The following is an 18,376-nucleotide window of genomic DNA, read 5'->3' on the forward strand; positions in this document are numbered from 1 at the left end:
GGCACAATAATAATGACGTACAGAAGGGTTTGGGGATTTGCATTTTTGGTTAAATATTTTTGAGCGGGAATACATGAATCAAAATCTATCAGTGACAAAAAGGGATGGCCGAAGAGAACCGATTGATTTAGACAAAATCCATCGCGTCATTACATGGGCTGCAGAAGGTCTGAATAATGTTTCCGTTTCTCAGGTAGAACTGAAGTCACATATCCAGTTTTACGACGGGATCAAATCAGAAGATATCCATGAGACGATCATCAAAGCTGCTGCGGATTTGATTTCAGAAGATACACCAGACTACCAGTATTTGGCAGCACGTTTGGCTATCTTTCACCTAAGAAAAAAGGCTTATGACAAATTTGAGCCACCAAAACTCTATAACCATGTTGTGAATATGGTTGAAGCAGGGAAATATGATCGCCATCTACTGGAAGATTATACACCAGAAGAATTCGCAGAAATGGATGCATTCCTCGATCATCATCGAGATATGAATTTCAGCTATGCAGCGGTCAAACAGCTCGAAGGGAAATACCTCGTTCAAAACCGTGTCACTGGCAAGATATACGAAAGTGCACAGTTTCTTTATGTCTGTATTGCGGCTTGCCTATTTGCAAAATACGAGAAAAGTCGACGTCTAGACTATATCCGTCGTTTCTATGATGCAGCCTCTTTATTTAAACTATCGCTACCTACGCCAATTATGGCGGGTGTCAGAACACCCACGCGTCAGTTTAGTTCCTGCGTTCTGATAGAGTGCTCTGACAGCCTAGATTCCATCAATGCAACGTCAAGTGCAATCGTGAAGTACGTCAGCCAACGTGCTGGTATTGGTATCAATGCGGGGCGTATCCGTGCGATTGGCAGCCCTATTCGCAATGGCGAAGCATTCCACACAGGCTGTATCCCATTTTACAAGCACTTCCAAACAGCCGTAAAAAGCTGCTCACAAGGTGGAGTCCGCGGCGGTGCTGCGACACTTTTCTACCCAATCTGGCATTTGGAAGTTGAATCCCTACTTGTTCTGAAGAACAACCGTGGTGTTGAAGAAAACCGTGTGCGTCATATCGATTATGGTGTGCAATTCAACAAAACCATGTATCAACGTCTGATCAAAGACGACTATATTTCCTTGTTCAGCCCATCCGATGTCCCTGGACTGTATGATGCATTCTTCGCTGACCAAGATGAATTTGAAAAACTTTACACGCAGTACGAACAGGACGATTCAGTTCGCAAAAAACGAATTAAAGCGACCGAGCTGTTCTCTCTGTTTATGCAGGAACGTGCAAGTACGGGCCGTATTTACTTACAGAATGTGGATCACTGTAATACACACAGCCCGTTCGATCCAAAGGTTGCTCCAATTAAACAAAGTAACCTTTGCCTCGAGATCGCACTCCCGACAAAACCATTGAAGGACGTCAATGACCCAGATGGAGAAATTGCTCTTTGTACACTGAGTGCATTTAACTTAGGCGCGATAGAAAATCTTGATGAACTAGAAGAACTCGCAGACTTGGCCGTGCGCGCTCTCGACAGTCTGCTCGACTATCAAGACTATCCAGTTCCTGCTGCTTATAACGCAACTATGGGCCGCCGTACTCTAGGTATTGGTGTGATCAACTTCGCCTACTACTTGGCGAAGCATGGCGCAAGATATTCTGATGGCTCAGGCAATGGCTTGACTCACAGAACGTTCGAAGCAATACAATACTACCTACTCAAAGCATCGAACAACCTTGCGCGCGAACTTGGTGCCTGCCCTAAGTTTAATGAAACAACGTATGCGAAAGGTCTTCTACCAATTGATACATATAAAGAAGACTTGGACAAAGTGTGTCGTGAGCCCCTTCACCTGGACTGGGAAAGCTTACGCCGTGATATTCAAGAACACGGATTACGTAACTCCACCTTATCAGCGCAGATGCCTTCTGAAACCTCATCTCAGATTTCAAATGCGACGAATGGTGTCGAGCCACCGCGTGGATTTATCAGCGTCAAGGCAAGTAAAGATGGGATCTTAAAACAAGTGGTGCCGGAATACCTTGAGCTGAAAGACAAGTACGAACTCCTTTGGCAAATCAATGGTAACGACGGTATTTTGCAGTTGATGGCAATCATGCAAAAATTCATCGACCAAACAATTTCAACCAATACCAACTATGACCCGGGTAAATTCGAAGGAGGTAAAGTGCCAATGCAAATCCTTCTGAAAGATCTACTGACAGCATATAAACTTGGTATTAAGACGCTTTATTATCACAACACACGTGATGGCGCCTCTGATGAATCTGCGCTTGCAGCTCAGGATGATTGCGAAAGCGGTGCTTGCAAAATCTAAGAACAAATGATGGCATGGCTGGGCTTGCTCAGTCATTTCTTTGTGCGCTTGTAGTTTAGGTAAAAGAGAATGGCATATACAACTTTTAGTCGAGAGAAAAATGATCCCCTCAAAGAACCCATGTTCTTTGGGCAAACCGTGAATATTTCTCGTTATGATCAACAAAAATTTCCTATTTTTGAAAAACTGATCGAAAAGCAACTCAGCTTTTTCTGGCGCCCTGAAGAGGTCGATGTCAGTAAAGATCGCATCGACTACGAAGGATTACCGGAACATGAGAAGCACATTTTTGTCAGTAACCTGAAATACCAAACGCTACTTGATAGTATTCAGGGCCGCTCACCCAATGTTGCATTGCTTCCACTTGTTTCAATCCCTGAACTCGAAACCTGGATTGAAACTTGGGCATTTAGCGAAACTATTCATAGCCGGAGTTACACGCATATCATTCGTAATATCACGAAAGAGCCAAAAGAAATTTTCGATGATATCGTCATGAATGAAAAAATCATCGAGCGCGCTGATGCTGTCACCTGCTACTACGACGATTTGATTGAGCATACGAATGTCTACAACCTATATGGCGAAGGTTTGCATACGATCAAAGGAAAGGAATACAACATTAGCTTGCGCGCCCTCAAGCGCAAACTATACCTATGTCTGATGTCCGTTAATGTCCTTGAAGCCATTCGCTTTTATGTCAGCTTTGCTTGTAGTTTTGCATTTGCTGAGCGTGAATTAATGGAAGGAAACGCGAAAATCATCAAATTGATTGCCCGCGATGAAGCCCTTCACCTCACAGGCACACAGCATATGCTTAACTTGATGAAAGAAGGCGCAGACGATCCAGAAATGCAAGAAATCGCAAGTGAGTGTGAAGAAGCATCGATTGAGCTATTCCGCGAAGCGGCTGAGCAGGAAAAAGACTGGGCAGAGTATTTGTTCCAAGACGGCTCCATGATTGGCTTGAACAAAGATATCCTGTGCCAATACGTCGAATACATCACAAACTCGCGTATTACCGCTCTGGGCTTCGAGCCTATTTTTGAGCAAAAAAGCAATCCAATTCCATGGATCAATGCATGGCTGGTTTCTGATAATGTACAGGTTGCCCCACAGGAAGCTGAAATCAGCTCTTACCTTGTCGGTCAAATTGACTCTGAGATTGACGCGAGCGACTTTGGAGAGTTTGATCTTTAATGAGCAAACAGCTCAAAGTCCACGGGCAGGATCCCATTGATATTGATGATTCCTGCCCAAATCTACTCACAGCATTAGAACACCACGGATTGCATGTTCAATACCACTGCCGGGAAGGCTTCTGCGGTGCATGCCGCTGCAAACTTATCTCCGGTGAAGTCACCTACATCAACGAACCACTTGCATTTGTCCGAGAAGGCGAAGTCCTCGTTTGCTGCTCTCTTCCACAGACGGATATTGAGTTGGAAATCCCTTAACCCCCCGAATTTAAGACAGTCACAAGAAGTAATAAATTAAGACAATAAATTTAGACAGTCACAAGTTTTGAATGTATTTTGTACAGCCTCAATGGTTAGATATGACTGTCTTGAATATTGCTTTACTTATCCCTTAAAAAAATACCCCATTCGACCGTGATAGTTTTCGTATTTATCAACTACCAATCCCAGTTTTTTAACCAATGATAGGCTCGCAATATTTTGTTCTGAAACGAAAATTACTAGTTTATCGCCGAATTGTTCAATTGCTTCAGGCAGAAGTATTGAGCAAGCTTCAAATGCATATCCCTTTCCCCAGTAACGAGGTAAAAAATAAAATCCAAAATCAGCACAGCCATCATCGTTTAATACACCACAAATACCAATAAATGCCTCTTGTTTACCATCTTTTAACCCAATAACCCTCCTGCTATGGCCTGAACGTTGTCTATTTATAAAGTCAGTAAACCATGATTGTATTTCATGCTCAGTCAGAGGCCTACCTGGGCCAATGAATCGCATCACTTGTTCATTTGTCAGAAGCTCTTTTACAAATGGTAAGTCGCTATCGACCAAATCCCTGAAAGTTATGCGCGACTCTAGATTATTTCGGTTCACGATTTGATTCATTTTACTAAGCTCTTCCGAATATATTTCATGACAATATATTTCATAGCAATTAAAAATATTGCAAAATTAAATCACTTTGATTACTGTATAAACACACAGCAAGTAACTCTAAAATATTGATTTTAAGATGGCTATTGCAAGGAAAAATCAAATTGACCTCTCTCAAACTCCATATTACCACTGCACTTCGCGTTGTGTTCGCAGGGCTTTCTTATGTGGGGAAGATCCACTGACTGGGCGCACATTTCATCACCGTAAGCAGTGGCTTGCTGAACGGATAGCCCTCGCTGGATCTGCTTTTGCTATTGATGTCTGTGCCTATGCCATTATGAGTAATCATTACCATCTTGTTTTGCGGGTAAATATAGAAGCTTGCTCCAAACTCTCCGACTTCGACGTCGCCCAGCGCTGGTTAACACTATACCATGGTCATCCCCTCGTTCGATATTGGTTAGAACATGGTGATAGTCAACTCACGAAACCAGAACGATCCATTGTTGAAAAACATATCGCTTTATACCGAAAACAACTGACCGATATAAGCTGGTTTATGCGATTTACCAACGAATATATTTCACGTAGATCCAATAAAGAGGACGATTGTAAAGGCCACTTTTGGGAAGCTAGATTTGATAGCCAAGCCCTCCTTGATGAATCTGCCCTACTCACTTGCATGGCTTATGTTGATTTAAACCCAATTCGCGCAAGCCTTGCGCAAACACCAGAAGCATCTTCCTATACATCCATTCAAAGTCGACTCCAAGAATTTGAACAGCAAAATGCACATAAAGAGCAACCCATTCGACCAAAGCTTCTACCATTCATGAAAGAAGAATTTCATCCTGATAAGCAATCGAAAGCCTATATCCCATATCTTGCAACAGACTATTTTGAACTTGTGGATTGGACGGGACGCTCCATCAGAGCCGATAAATCTGGAGTAATACCCCAACATATTCAACCCATTTTAGACCGGATAAACATCTCTTCACATCAATGGATACAAACAATCTCTCATATTGAATATCAATTTAGCCATGCTATCGGTCTAGTCGATAAAATGCAGCTGTGGTGTGAATCTATTGGCTTGAGGTGGTGTAAGGGGATATCATGTAGCCGTGTATTATTTCGGTAAGAATATGAACTGGACTTTTTTAAAACACAGACACTTGGCACTATTCCTGTGTCCAAAATATTCAAACATACTACCAATTCCACCTGAATAACATTTAAATCTGCCTTTATTGTCGTTAATTAGGCTAGTAATTTCCCATTTCAAGTGAAAAAAGAATTTGGAATGTCTATCGGCCCCTAATTGCTGAATTGATCTTAAAATGTGACTGTCTTGAATCATATTTATTCCAAAAAAACGAAGCACTTCGCAAGAATCTTCCTAAAATGAATCCTGTGTATGGGCAAAAATTCTCATTTCCCGATGTATGACCGAGCAATGCGAGTCAATGCAATGAAATCATGTCCGACATGCCAGTCTGCAAGAGCAAACCTTCAAATGCATGGGGATAAAAAAGATGGACTTAGTATCTTTAAGTGAAAATCGTAATAAAGAGATGTCCATAGCCGGACTCAATCGGTTCTCTTTACATCAAATTATGTTCGCCTGTATTCTCATTCCAGGTGTGTTAATTTGCGCTTTGGGTATGTTTACGGTATCCAATCATGGTGGAATAGCAGGACAAAGCTTACATAAACAGAGTCAGACCCATCAAGAAATTTTACAGCTCAATCGAAATATCGCTTCAGCCGAACAGAGTACAGCAGTAATACGCGCTCAGTTATTCCAACTGTCCAGCTTGATCCAGCACAGTATTCTCTCAGAAAGTAAAGCTGCAATTACATCAATCGAAAATCTAGGTCTCACTATTACTGCAGAAATCAGGCAACAAGCAGAATTCATCAAATCCATCAAGCAACAGTTGGGAAGCGCAGCTTTTCTTTCCGATTCAACCTCAAAACTACTGGTGAAAATATCCAGACTACAGGATGAGCTTCACTTTAATGCATCACTCAACAAAAAGTTAGAAATCGCTCAGAAATCACTCATCAGTCAGGTGAATCGATCTCAATTTGCCTCCGCTGCCCAAAACTATCTTACAAACCTGCAACCCACAGTAGAAAACCTCTCGAAAAGAATTGAAACGCAAGGAAAAAAAGTTAATACACTGATGAGTGATGTAAACCAGTTTTCAACTGAAGTCAGTGAGCATATCTATCAAAAGAGCTTATCGGACATTGATTCATCAAGTAGTACTGGTTATTTTTTCTTATTCCTCATATCAGCAGGTATCATTATGGGTATCCTCTGGGTTGCACGCAATCAGTTCGTGACACCATTCCAACAAATGCACCGTGGACTCATGAAGCTGGCAACAACCCAGCCTGAATTTAAACCGCTAGCACAACGGTTTGATGCTTACTACATCAAAAGAGCATTCGATATGCTGATCCAAAATCTATCGAACACAGGAACTTCAGAACAAGATCAGGCACTGATCACTGGTTTAGAACAGGCTTCACAACCCATTATGATCGCAAACAACAACCATGAAGTTGTTTTTGCAAACCAAGCATGCCATACATTCTTCGATAAGCATCAATCATCGATGACTCAGGCTTTCGGCCAGGTTTCCAATCTATCAAGCTTGTCTATTTTACAGTTAGATACACAAAAAGCTGCTTTTGAACAGGATCTGGTACAACTCAAATCGATGACTGAAACACAGATCCAAGTGGGCGAAACTATTATGACGCGTAAAGTCACCCCACTGCATAATGGTGCAAATCAGCGTGTTGGTACAATCGTTGAATGGCAAGAGTATGCATCTGGTGAAGAACCGCCAACACGTCAAGATGAAGCAATGAACCGCATCAAACTTGCATTGGATGTATGTCAAGCGAATGTCATGATGGCTGATAACGATATGAACATCGTTTACCTGAATGAATCTGTTCATGCCATGATGCGCAAAAACCAATCCGAACTACAGACACACATATCCAATTTCGATTCTGAAAAGCTGATCGGGACTTGCGTCGATGTATTCCATAAAGATCCTTCACATCAACGCCGTATGATTGCAGATCTTAAGCAAGTCTATAACACGCGCTTAGAAGTTGGCTGTTTAACATTTGACTTAACAGCAACACCAATTTTCGATAAGGGAAATCGCCTAGGGACAGTCGTAGAGTGGGAAGATATTACAGATATATTGGCGAAACAGCGTGAAGAGCAGAAGTTGGCGCAAAATAATGAACGGATAAAACGAGCACTGGATGTCTGTCAAGCCAATGTAATGATGGCTGATAATGACTTTAACATTGTTTATCTAAACGATTCTGTCGAAAAAATGATGCAAACGAATCAGGAAACACTGCGTATCAAACTCCCCAACTTTGATGCAAGTAAGCTCCTTGGTACTTGTGTCGATACATTCCATGCCGATCCGTCCTATCAAAGGAACATCGTCGGCGGCATGACAGAGGTCTATAACACCAGACTCGAACTTGCAGGGCTCACTTTTGATCTGATCGCAACCCCAGTATTTTCCGATAATGGCGAACGCCTAGGCACAGTTGTTGAGTGGGATGATATAACCGAGTCACTGGCAAGACAGCAGTTTGAACAACGAATGGCTGAGGATAATGCTCGAATCAAACGAGCGTTGGATGTCTGCCAAGCCAACGTCATGATGGCAGATAACGACTTTAATATCGTATACGTTAACGAGTCCGTTCAAAGAATGATGAAGTCCAATCAAGAAACCATCAAAATAAAACTTCCGAACTTTAATGCAGAAACTTTGCTTGGTACCTGTGTCGATACATTCCATGCTGATCCGTCCTATCAACGGAATATGGTCGGGGCCATGACAGAGGTATATAACACTCGTCTTGAACTGGCCGGACTCACATTTGACCTCATCGCAACACCGGTATTTTCCGATGAAGGAGACAGACTTGGCACAGTCGTTGAGTGGGACGATATTACGGAATCTCTGGCAAGACAGAAAGCAGAACAACAACTGGCACAAGATAACGCAAGGATCAAGAGAGCACTGGATGTATGCCAAGCCAATGTTATGATGGCGGATAATGACTTCAACATTGTGTATACCAACGACTCAGTTGAAAAAATGATGAAGTCGAATGAGGCCAAGATCAAGACACACCTCCCCAATTTCGATGCAGAAAGTTTGATTGGTACTTGTGTGGATACCTTCCATAAGGAGCCGTCATATCAGCGGAATATGGTTAGTGCGATGAAAGAAGTCTATAACACCCGACTCGAAATCTCTGGGCTCACATTCGACCTCATTGCCACACCAGTATTCTCTGATGATGGTGAGCGTCTTGGGACAGTCGTCGAATGGAATGACATTACTGAATCTCTGGCAAGACAATTGGCAGAACAAAAACTGGCGCAAGCCAATGCTCGAACCAAACGAGCACTGGATGTCTGTCAAGCCAATGTCATGATGGCGGATAATGACTTCAATATCGTTTATATGAATAATTCTGTTGAAAAAATGATGAAATCAAATGAAGAGAAACTCCGCATGGCACTACCTCAATTTAATGCTGACAAGCTATTGGGGACATGTGTTGACATATTCCACAAGCAACCTTCATATCAACGTGATCTCGTTGCAAATATGACTGACGTCTACAATACTCGCCTCAAACTCACCGGGCTCACATTTGACTTAATTGCAACACCAGTATTCTCTGATGAGGGTGAGCGGCTTGGTACTGTCGTCGAGTGGAATGATATCACCGAAGAGCTTGCCAGAGCCGAAGAAGAGCAACGGATCGCTAGAGAAAATTTACGGATAAAACAAGCCCTTGATAATGTTGCTACCAACACCATGATTGGCGATAGAAATAACAACATCATCTATATGAACAATAGCATTCATACCATGATGAAGAATGCTGAACGGGATATCCAAAAAGATCTCCCGAACTTCAACAGTAACAAGTTAATTGGTGAGAATATTGATCAATTCCACAAAAACCCTTCGCATCAGCAACGAATGATCGAAGCCCTAACATCCACCTACAAAACAGAAATCATGATTGGTGGTAGAACCTTTGGACTCATTGCTAATCCAATCAATGATGAAGGTGGCGAGAGGATTGGTACGGTTGTCGAGTGGACTGATAGAACAGATGAAGTGGCCATTGAGAAGGAAATTAATCAGCTCATCGACTCTGCTTCGGATGGTGATTTGACTTTACGGATCCAGGAAGAAGACAAAGAAGGTTTCTTCTTGAATTTATCTAAGGGACTTAATCAATTAGTTGGCATTGCAGAAGGCGTGATTAATGATACTGTGACTGTCCTAGATGCAATGGCGCATGGTGACCTCACTAAGTCAATTACTACGGACTATCATGGCCTGTATGGAAAATTAAAACAGGATGCAAATACAACGGTTGAGAAGCTGACAGAAGTGATTGCGCGTATCAATAATGCAGCAGGTCTTGTTGCAAGTGGTGCTGAAGAAATTGAACAAGGAAATACTGATTTAAGTCAACGAACTGAGTCACAAGCATCGTCTCTCGAAGAAACCGCTGCAAGCATGGAAGAGATGACAGGTAATGTCAGACAAAGTTCAGAGAATGCGAAAGAAGCGAATACACTCGCGATTGAAGCAAAAAATAAAGCCGAAGAAGGCGGCCAAATCGTTTCTCAAGCCATTCAAGGTATGGAAGAGATCAATGAATCGAGTAAAAAGATCAATGATATTATCGGTGTCATTGATGAGATTGCTTTCCAAACAAACCTTCTTGCCCTTAATGCAGCCGTAGAAGCAGCAAGGGCGGGTGAACAAGGACGCGGATTTGCTGTCGTTGCAGGTGAAGTCCGAAACCTTGCCCAACGCTCTTCTGGCGCAGCAAAAGAAATTAAGGATCTTATTCGAGACAGTGTCAATAAAGTGGAATTTGGCACCGATTTAGTCAATCAGTCCGGTGAAACACTCAATGAAATTGTTGACTCTGTACAGCATGTCAGCCAGATGGTAGCAGAGATCAGTCATGCAGCAATCGAGCAAACATCAGGTATTGAGCAGGTAAATACTGCCGTTATGCAAATGGACGAAATGACGCAAAGAAATGCAGCACTCGTTGAAGAGGTATCCGCAGCTGGTGAAGCAATGGCAGATCAAGCCAGAGATATGAGGAATATACTTTCGTTCTTCACCACGAATGAAAGACAATAAGATCAAGTCAGGGGGATGCTTAAATTGCACCCCTACACTTTTATAATTATGATAAACAACGCTCTAAATCTAACTGCACAATACCTCATCAAAATAATCCAATAATGAGCGCAGTTTTGGCATCATCCTCTTTCTACTTGGAAAAACGGCATAGATATCAACAAAGCGTCGTTACCGCGAGCCTCACAGAAGGTCCAAACTGCCCTGTGATGCCAGCGGTGACAGAAATTCTAGAGCAGGATGTTATCAAGCGCGATGGAGAAATCAACGCTTGGGATCATAATGGATTTCGCAAAACAATCGAAAAAAGTGGCCGCAAAAAGTCATTATGGCTGGCGTCATAACAAAAATTAGACAGTCACAAAATAATTGGACAGTCACTGGTGTGCGGTATCCATGCAGCACACCATTCAAAATAGAGGAACATCTCATGCCACTTAAAAACTCTCAATATGGAGATAATCAATACATCATTGTCGTACTTACTTTTTTGGATTTACTCCCCTTGGTCTATTTCATTCCACCTTGGGTTGAACAGACTTTTGGTGTGTCACACTTCTTCACAACTTTAATTTCTGTCGGGATCATAGTTTCGCTAATCAGTTATGTCTGGCTACAACAAAAATTAGACAGTCACAAAATAATAGAAGTTTATGACTGTCCTTTTCAGATCAGTCCTATTCATATCTCATTCCTCATGAAGAATCATTTCAATGGATGAAAACAAACCTTTGACATATGAAATAACATATATATGATATTCCATATATATGATTTCATCGTTGGTGAATATGTTCTGTCCACTCGCTTTTTATAAATGTCTCGCCGATGATACGCGGTTGAAGTCTCTGTTACTCATCACACTCAAAGGCGAGCTTTGCGTCTGCGATATTCAGCAAGCGCTTCAGCTCAGTCAGCCTAAAATATCTCGCCATCTAGCCGATCTGCGTAAATCCAACTTGTTACTCGATGAACGACGTGGAAAATGGGTGTATTACTCACTTCACCCAGAGCTACCTGATTGGGCACAGAAAGTGCTACAAGGCACAGCGACAAGCAACTTAAACTACATTGCATCAGGATTGAGAGCACTGACACAAACAGGAACAAATCGAATGAACTGCTGTTAGGCCATTTTATCATTCGGGCATTATTTATGAAAAAAGTACTGTATATTTGCACCCATAATCGTTGTCGAAGCATTCTTTTCGAAGCAATCACCAATCATACATTTGGGGAAAAGATTCAAGCCAAAAGCGCTGGTAGTCAGCCCGTAGGGGAAGTTTATCCAATGACTTTGCACACTTTGAATCAAGCAGGGATCTCTACGCATGGGCTAAAAAGCCAATCTTGGGATCAGCTCGAATCTTTTGCACCCGATCTTGTGATCACGGTTTGTGATTCTGCTGCAGGCGAATCATGCCCTGTTTGGTTTGGCCAAGCGAAGCGGTTACATTGGGGGATTGTCGATCCATCTAAACTTCAGAATGAATACGAATCACAGCTTGCTTTTCACAAAACCATTTCGGAAATTCAAGAAAAGATCCAACAATTACCAATTATCCTAAAAGAAATCACGCAAACCCAAACAGAGGAAGCTGGAGTCTAATATGAGCCTCACCGATTTAAACCTTCCCCAGTTGGATGAAACACAATTTTCAGCACCAACGCCATCACAATTTCATCCCAAACTTTCAACGCATCCCCCCCGGATCCTTTTGCTTTATGGTTCCTTAAGAGACCGCTCTTACAGTCGCTTGGTCATTGAAGAAAGTGCTCGGATTTTACAAAAAATGGGGGCAGAAACTCGGGTTTTCGATCCTACTGGATTACCACTTCCAGATAGTGAAGAGGATACGCATCCAAAAGTTCAGGAATTACGCGAGTTGGTGACTTGGTCAGAGGGACAGGTTTGGTGTTCCCCAGAGCGACACGGCAACATGACAGGGATCATGAAAGCGCAAATTGACTGGATCCCACTTTCTCTTGGTGCTGTTCGACCAACACAAGGCAAAACCCTGGCTCTCATGCAAGTTTGTGGTGGTTCTCAATCATTCAATACAGTCAACCAAATGCGAACGCTCGGCCGTTGGATGCGGATGTTAACCATTCCGAACCAGTCTTCTGTGCCAAAAGCATTTACTGAATTCGAAGAAAATGGCCGTATGAAGCCATCTCCATTTTTCAACAGGATCGTGGATGTTCTTGAAGAACTCATAAAATTCACTTATCTCACAAGAGATAACAATGACTTCTTGCTCGACCGTTATTCCGAGCGTGTTGAGTCAGCAGAAAAACTGATGGCGCGAGTCAACCAACGGAGTATATAACAACAACTATTTCTCATTCCGACAAAGCTTGTTTATAGTAATTCAAAGGCCTTACTGAATTTGAAAGAGGAAAGATGCAGCGGTTTAGCTTATATTTTTGCTTGCTTTTTTGGGGCCCTTGGCTTCTTGCAGCCGAAATGAATACTAAAAGAGTCTCCGCTGCCACACTATATGGCTACCCTCCTTTTACATACACTAAAAATAACAACACAAAGAGCTTTCGCGAAACCATTTTAGTCGGACAGGATTCAAAAAAGCTAAAAGGCACCAGCTGGCAGTGTTTTCGACAGGCTATGCAGCAGCAAGGGTATGTGATTGAATTGATTGTCACCAATTGGTCCCGGGCTTATCAGGAGGTCCAAAAAGGTGAAATCGAATTGCTTTTTCCAACTGCACTCAATTCCAATCGACTCAGAATATTTCACTACTCTGCAAATGTTTTAAATCGGATACGCTATGTTATATACACTCGATACAATGCGTTTTTGGATAAGCATTCAATAGCCGATTTAAAAGGGCTGACCATCGGGGTCATGCGCGGGTTTGAATATGGTGAATTCTGGAGAAAAAACAAGCACCAATTTGAAGTCTATCCTCTTGACCATATAGAACGAGGGCTTTTAATGTTAGATAAAGCACACCTCGATGGGTTTCTTGGTTATGAGGTGAATTGGGATTTGACTATTATGAAAATGGGAAAACTTGGTCATTATCGAAAGTTAAAACACTTAGGTGAAAATAATGAGTTTGTCGTCTCATCCAAAAAGAGTAAAACAGGTCTTGAAAAGTTAAAAGCCTTCGATGAAGGCTTTCAACAAATTGAAGCACTTGGCATTCCCTGCCATTAAGTCCCCTTCAAACACCATTCATTTAAACTGTAGATGTTGAGGTTGCTTCTTCCTTTCCCATTATCCAGCGAAAACCCCGGCGAATATCATCCAAAATGACATACAGAGAAGGGATCAACAGCAAGGTAATGACCGTCGCAAATAAGATCCCAAATGCTAAAGAGACTGCCATCGGTATCACGATTTGGGCCTGTAAGCTCTTTTCTAATACGATGGGTGTTAAACCAAAAAATGTGGTCAAAGAAGTCAGGATAATTGGGCGGAAGCGTTGCGCACCCGATTCAATCACCGCTTCTTTCACAGGCATTCCCTGTTTCACTTCTCGATTAACAAAATCCACCAAAATTAGACTGTCATTCACCACAACCCCTGACAATGCGATGATCCCAAATAAAGATAGGATGCTCACGGATAACCCCAAAACGAGGTGTCCAAAAATGGCGCCTATTAAACCAAATGGGATCACAGACATAATAATCAACGGCTGAGAATAAGACTTTAAGGGGATCGCCATGAGTGCATAAATCAAGAATAGTGCCAGCCCAAGCGCTTTTAGCATTTCCCCCTGTAAATCCTGTTCTTCCTTACTTGATCCCTCCAACGCTGTAGATACACTTGGGTGACGCTGACGTAATTCAGGCATAAATTCTTGGTTAATTTCCTGCGTCACTTTTTGCGGCTCAACGCGACCTTTATCCACAGATGCTGTGACTGTCACAGAACGCACACCGTCGATTCGGTTTATCGAAGAATAGCCAGGTTCAGTCGTGAACGTTGCGACTGATGAAAACGGAACCTCATCGCCATTGATCGTTCGGATCCGCATATTCTCCAGATTTCCTATCGATCGTCGCTCTGATTCTGGGTAACGAACCATGACTTTAATCTCTTCCCCATCCCGTTGGATCCGCTGTGCTTCTGCACCATAAAACCCTTGACGCACTTGATTGGCAAGATCAGATAAAGATAACCCTAAAGCCTCAGCTTCCGGCTTAATAGAGAGCAAAATTTCATCGTTTCCACCACTAAAACTATCTTGAATATCAAAAACACCGTTATACGTATTCAGCTTTTGTTTTAACTCTTGTGCTGCTTCTTTGAGATCATCAAGTGACTTCCCTTTGAGCTGAAAGGATATGTCAGATTTAGGCCCACTAATACTCGCTGAGAATGAAGCTGACTTAAGCCCAGCTATTTCAGGAACACTCTCACGCCAACGATTGACGATTTCAAAACCATTGATTTCTCGCCCTTCACTTTTCTCAAGCTCAACAAAAACACTACCTACTGTTTCAGACTCATTCCAGGAAAGGCGATGTTTCACAACAGACGTTCCAAATTCTTCTTTCAACTGTTGATCCATGCCAAGCAAAGATTGCTCAATCTTTTTTAAGGACTGAACCGTTGTTTCTGAAGGAGTACCTTCCATCATTTCTACTTTTGCCTGAATAAAATCACTGGGAATGTTTGGAAAGAAAACAGTGCGAACATGTCCACCAGCTAACAAAGCAAGGACAAGAGAAAACATTCCGATAAAAATCATCAACGTGGTATATCTATTTTCTACCGCACGAATCAAAAGCGGCTGATATTTGTGTTGAATAAGATGCCGGATCATTCCACTAAACTTCGCACGAGTACGATACAGTAGGGTCTGCTTTTCATCGGGACGTCTGACCTTCATCTTCACTAAATGTGCAGGAAGAATGTACTTTGACTCAATAATGGAAAAAAGAAGGCATAAAGAAACAACCATCGCAATCGCTTTCCAGATTGTGCCAAAGTTACCGGACACCATCATCATGGGTACAAAAGCGGCAATCGTCGTCAAGACCCCAAAGGTTGCGGGTGTCGCGACCTTTTTGGTACCAATGATCACCGTATCGGCACTGTGACCCCGTTTTTCGATTTCTGTGTAGACACTTTCGCCGATGATAATTGCATCATCGACGACTATCCCCAGGACCAGTATAAAACCAAATAAACTAATCACATTGATCGATACGTCGAAGTACTCCAATGGCATCAAAGCCAGTGCACCAAGGAAACAAATCGGGATCCCGATGATCACCCACAGCGCGACTTTTAAATCCAAAAATAAAGTTAACGCCAGCAAAACTAACAGTCCACCAAAAAACATATTGTTTAGCATGAGATCCAAACGGCCTTGCAGGTAGAAAGAGCTATCACCCCAGTGATCTAAAGTGACGGAATCAGGCAGTGTTTGCTTTTTCTCTGCGACATACGCTTTAACTGCTTTGGCAACATCAAATACGCTTTCATCCCCAGATGCGCTGATTTGGACACTCACACTCGGTTTTCCATTAAACATCGAGTAATTCACTTCATCCACAAAGCTATCATTGATTGTTGCCACATCAGAAAGCAAAATTCGGGTTCCGTCTGCCGCAGTTCTAAGCACAATATTTGCAAAATCATTGGCACGATATGCCTGTCCCTTTGTGCGAAGGAGGAAATTTCCAGCCTCCGATTTGATCGTACCGCCAGGGAGATCCAATGAAGAGCGACGAACCGCGTTAACAACATCATCGAAGGTCAGTTCATATTGACGCAGATTATATTCGGAAATCTCAATACCCACTTCATATTGCCTTTCTCCTACAAGTTTTACTTTAGATACATCCGGCAACAGTTTGAGCTCATCTCGGACTTCCTTCGCAAACTCTTTCAAACCTCGTTCGTCCAAGTCCCCATAAATGGATAACCAAAGGACATCTCTTGGGTATCGAGAACGATAGACAATCGGTTTTTCCGCTAAATTTGGGAAGCTGGAAATGGAGTCGACCTGCCCTTTCACTTCATCCATCAACTCCTGAAGCTCATAGCCATCTTCAACTTCCACCAGTACCGTACCCATTCCTTCCGAAGCAGTTGAAGTAATTTTCTTTTTCCCTTCAACATCTTGAAGGACTTCCTCTACCTTATCGATGATCCCCTCTTCCACTTCTTTCGGAGCGGCACCTGGATAAGCCACACGAATGGTAATTGTTTTTGGCTCTATGGAGGGAAACATCTCTTTTTTAATCGAAAAAGCAGAAGCAAAACCAACAATCATGATAATGATCATGAGTAAATTCGCAGCGACACTGTTGCGGGCAAACCAAGCGATGATCCCTTTGTTGGTATCAATCATAGAGCACTTCCTCTGGCAGCGATCGCACTTTTATCAGACTCAGAAATCTCCTTTTTATCTTGGTGACTCATCCGAACCTCCATACCTTCAAGTGGATTTGCGATTGCTGATATCGCCACTTTATCCCCGGTCGACAATCCATCATGAATGTATACATGACGCTGATCGGTACGCGCCACCTCAACTTGACGAATACGCAATCGACTTTCTTCATCCACTAATAACACACGGTTTCCAGATTTGAGAACATGGCGAGGAAGCACTACGATATTATTGACTTGCGCCCCTTCAATTTTGGCTTGAACGAAGCGGCCATACTGGAGCGGTAAATGGCCGTTCTGCGTCAATTGATAAGGGTCTTTGACTTGGGCAACCAAATACATGACCCGGCTTTTCTCATCGAATGTTCCTTCCGATCTCGTCACACGTGCAGACCATTCATGTGACTTTCCAGAAATGCTCGCTTTGAGTGTCACGAGCGGGCCATTATCCGATTGGAATTGTTTTGGAAGATTGATAAACGCTAAATCCTGATCCGTCACTGGTAATCGAACTTCAGCATAAGCAGTTCCATAAATATTGGCCAGCAACTGGCCAGCCGTCACAAACTGACCAATATCTACATGTTTACTTTTAACCAGCCCATCGATTGGGGCTGCAATCACAGTCCGCTCTAGATCTCGTTGTGCTTTTTCCAAATTTGCTTCTGCCGAACGGACATTGGCATATTCCCGTGCTAATTGTGGTTTTCTGAGATACAAAGTGGGTGCTTCACCTTTCATGAATGATCGCCATTCTTTTTCTGCCACTTTTGCGCGAGCTCGCTCTTCTACAAGCGCTGCTTTTGCCTGTGCAAGTACGGCTTCTGCTGACTTTACCGCTGAGCTGTAATCACTTTGCTCTAATCGAACTAGAATATCGCCTTTTTTGAAAAAGCCGCCATTCACAAATGTGGGAGAAACTTCAAGAATTTTTCCTGAGACCTGGCTCACAAGATTTGTTTTAATATTTGGCGCGACCGTCCCTTGAGACTGAATTGTATAAGTGACATTGGATTGCACCACAGGTTGAACTTCAACAAGCAGCGCTTTTCTCACTTCTTCCTTTTTCTCGGGAGGCTTTTTTAGGGAAACGAGTGCTCCAGCACCCAATAGGAAAATCATCAACACAATGATTGGAAGAAAGACACGTCTTTTGTTCATCTGGCTGGTCCTTTTTCGTATCAAAACACTCAACACATTTGAGTATCACGCCATGATAATGTGTTTCTTAAAAATCTAATAGTTTAAAGCTGTTACAAGATGTAACAAAACTGGAGACAGAGCATCTATGAGAGTTTAGTGTGCAGATGGAAAGAAATCACGTCAG

Annotated in this window: 12 protein-coding genes and 2 pseudogenes; 11 read left to right on the top strand and 3 right to left on the bottom strand. The window is 42.5% G+C overall.

What is annotated here, in order from left to right; genetic code table 11:
* The first annotated feature begins 73 nt into the window (after window positions 1-73).
* The 3 genes from nrdA (at window position 74) to yfaE (ending at window position 3,804) form a co-directional block, all read left to right on the top strand.
* On the top strand, window positions 74-2,347 hold the full coding sequence (gene nrdA, locus C505_RS0101745; protein WP_018690877.1) for a class 1a ribonucleoside-diphosphate reductase subunit alpha: 2,274 nt from the start codon (window positions 74-76) through the stop codon (window positions 2,345-2,347).
* Window positions 2,348-2,416: 69 nt separating this feature from the next.
* Window positions 2,417-3,547 carry a class Ia ribonucleoside-diphosphate reductase subunit beta gene (gene nrdB / locus C505_RS0101750; RefSeq protein WP_018690878.1) on the top strand — a complete coding sequence of 377 codons (1,131 nt, stop codon included), beginning with the start codon at window positions 2,417-2,419 and terminating at the stop codon, window positions 3,545-3,547.
* The gene (gene yfaE, locus C505_RS0101755) at window positions 3,547-3,804 is read left to right on the top strand and encodes a class I ribonucleotide reductase maintenance protein YfaE (RefSeq protein ID WP_018690879.1); all 258 of its coding nucleotides are present in this window, start codon (window positions 3,547-3,549) and stop codon (window positions 3,802-3,804) included. Before nrdB ends, yfaE begins: the two co-directional genes overlap by 1 nt.
* Before the next feature lie 126 nt (window positions 3,805-3,930).
* Here the strand turns inward: yfaE and C505_RS0101760 are convergent, their stop codons facing one another.
* Entirely contained in the window at window positions 3,931-4,434 is a 504-nt protein-coding gene (locus C505_RS0101760) for a GNAT family N-acetyltransferase (RefSeq protein ID WP_018690880.1), read from the bottom strand.
* A 127-nt stretch (window positions 4,435-4,561) separates the two neighbouring features.
* Between C505_RS0101760 and C505_RS0101765 the strand changes: the two genes are divergently transcribed.
* The 8 genes and pseudogenes from C505_RS0101765 (at window position 4,562) to C505_RS0101805 (ending at window position 13,854) form a co-directional block, all read left to right on the top strand.
* On the top strand, window positions 4,562-5,569 hold the full coding sequence (locus tag C505_RS0101765) for a transposase (protein ID WP_018690881.1): 1,008 nt from the start codon (window positions 4,562-4,564) through the stop codon (window positions 5,567-5,569).
* 1,954 nt (window positions 5,570-7,523) lie between these two features.
* Window positions 7,524-7,850: pseudogene (locus tag C505_RS24925) on the top strand (methyl-accepting chemotaxis protein); the annotation flags it as partial.
* A 258-nt stretch (window positions 7,851-8,108) separates the two neighbouring features.
* Window positions 8,109-10,667 (top strand): annotated as a pseudogene (locus C505_RS24930) (methyl-accepting chemotaxis protein); the annotation flags it as partial.
* A gap of 125 nt (window positions 10,668-10,792) precedes the next feature.
* Window positions 10,793-11,020, top strand: a complete 228-nt coding sequence (locus C505_RS0101780) for a hypothetical protein (RefSeq protein ID WP_157368721.1) — start codon at window positions 10,793-10,795, stop codon at window positions 11,018-11,020.
* 426 nt (window positions 11,021-11,446) lie between these two features.
* A complete protein-coding gene (locus tag C505_RS0101790; RefSeq protein WP_018690885.1) occupies window positions 11,447-11,806 on the top strand; it encodes a metalloregulator ArsR/SmtB family transcription factor in 360 nt (119 codons plus the stop codon).
* A 26-nt stretch (window positions 11,807-11,832) separates the two neighbouring features.
* A complete protein-coding gene (locus C505_RS0101795; RefSeq protein WP_018690886.1) occupies window positions 11,833-12,285 on the top strand; it encodes an arsenate reductase ArsC in 453 nt (150 codons plus the stop codon).
* Between the two features lies 1 nt (window position 12,286).
* The gene (gene arsH, locus C505_RS0101800) at window positions 12,287-13,006 is read left to right on the top strand and encodes an arsenical resistance protein ArsH (protein ID WP_018690887.1); all 720 of its coding nucleotides are present in this window, start codon (window positions 12,287-12,289) and stop codon (window positions 13,004-13,006) included.
* 137 nt (window positions 13,007-13,143) lie between these two features.
* A complete protein-coding gene (locus tag C505_RS0101805; RefSeq protein WP_169336987.1) occupies window positions 13,144-13,854 on the top strand; it encodes a substrate-binding periplasmic protein in 711 nt (236 codons plus the stop codon).
* 22 nt (window positions 13,855-13,876) lie between these two features.
* On the opposite strand, the gene C505_RS0101810 is transcribed toward C505_RS0101805, so the two are convergent.
* Both C505_RS0101810 and C505_RS0101815 read right to left on the bottom strand, forming a co-directional pair.
* Entirely contained in the window at window positions 13,877-17,008 is a 3,132-nt protein-coding gene (locus C505_RS0101810) for an efflux RND transporter permease subunit (RefSeq protein ID WP_018690889.1), read from the bottom strand.
* Window positions 17,005-18,210: an efflux RND transporter periplasmic adaptor subunit gene (locus C505_RS0101815; RefSeq protein ID WP_018690890.1), complete on the bottom strand. Its 1,206-nt coding sequence runs from the start codon at window positions 18,208-18,210 to the stop codon at window positions 17,005-17,007. Before C505_RS0101815 ends, C505_RS0101810 begins: the two co-directional genes overlap by 4 nt.
* Window positions 18,211-18,376: the final 166 nt, after the last annotated feature.

It is taken from the genome of Algicola sagamiensis DSM 14643, from assembly GCF_000374485.1.
In the GTDB taxonomy this organism is placed as follows: Bacteria; Pseudomonadota; Gammaproteobacteria; order Enterobacterales; family Alteromonadaceae; genus Algicola; species Algicola sagamiensis.

Excerpts from the sequence above, each read along its gene's own strand:
- nrdB (WP_018690878.1), top strand. The coding sequence starts at position 2,417 with ATGGCATATACAACTTTTAGTCGAGAGAAAAATGATCCCCTCAAAGAA.
- C505_RS0101760 (WP_018690880.1), bottom strand. The coding sequence starts at position 4,434 with ATGAATCAAATCGTGAACCGAAATAATCTAGAGTCGCGCATAACTTTC.
- C505_RS0101765 (WP_018690881.1), top strand. The coding sequence starts at position 4,562 with ATGGCTATTGCAAGGAAAAATCAAATTGACCTCTCTCAAACTCCATAT.
- yfaE (WP_018690879.1), top strand. The coding sequence starts at position 3,547 with ATGAGCAAACAGCTCAAAGTCCACGGGCAGGATCCCATTGATATTGAT.
- C505_RS0101810 (WP_018690889.1), bottom strand. The coding sequence starts at position 17,008 with ATGATTGATACCAACAAAGGGATCATCGCTTGGTTTGCCCGCAACAGT.
- C505_RS0101790 (WP_018690885.1), top strand. The coding sequence starts at position 11,447 with ATGATTTCATCGTTGGTGAATATGTTCTGTCCACTCGCTTTTTATAAA.
- C505_RS0101795 (WP_018690886.1), top strand. The coding sequence starts at position 11,833 with ATGAAAAAAGTACTGTATATTTGCACCCATAATCGTTGTCGAAGCATT.
- C505_RS0101815 (WP_018690890.1), bottom strand. The coding sequence starts at position 18,210 with ATGAACAAAAGACGTGTCTTTCTTCCAATCATTGTGTTGATGATTTTC.
- arsH (WP_018690887.1), top strand. The coding sequence starts at position 12,287 with ATGAGCCTCACCGATTTAAACCTTCCCCAGTTGGATGAAACACAATTT.
- C505_RS0101805 (WP_169336987.1), top strand. The coding sequence starts at position 13,144 with ATGAATACTAAAAGAGTCTCCGCTGCCACACTATATGGCTACCCTCCT.
- nrdA (WP_018690877.1), top strand. The coding sequence starts at position 74 with ATGAATCAAAATCTATCAGTGACAAAAAGGGATGGCCGAAGAGAACCG.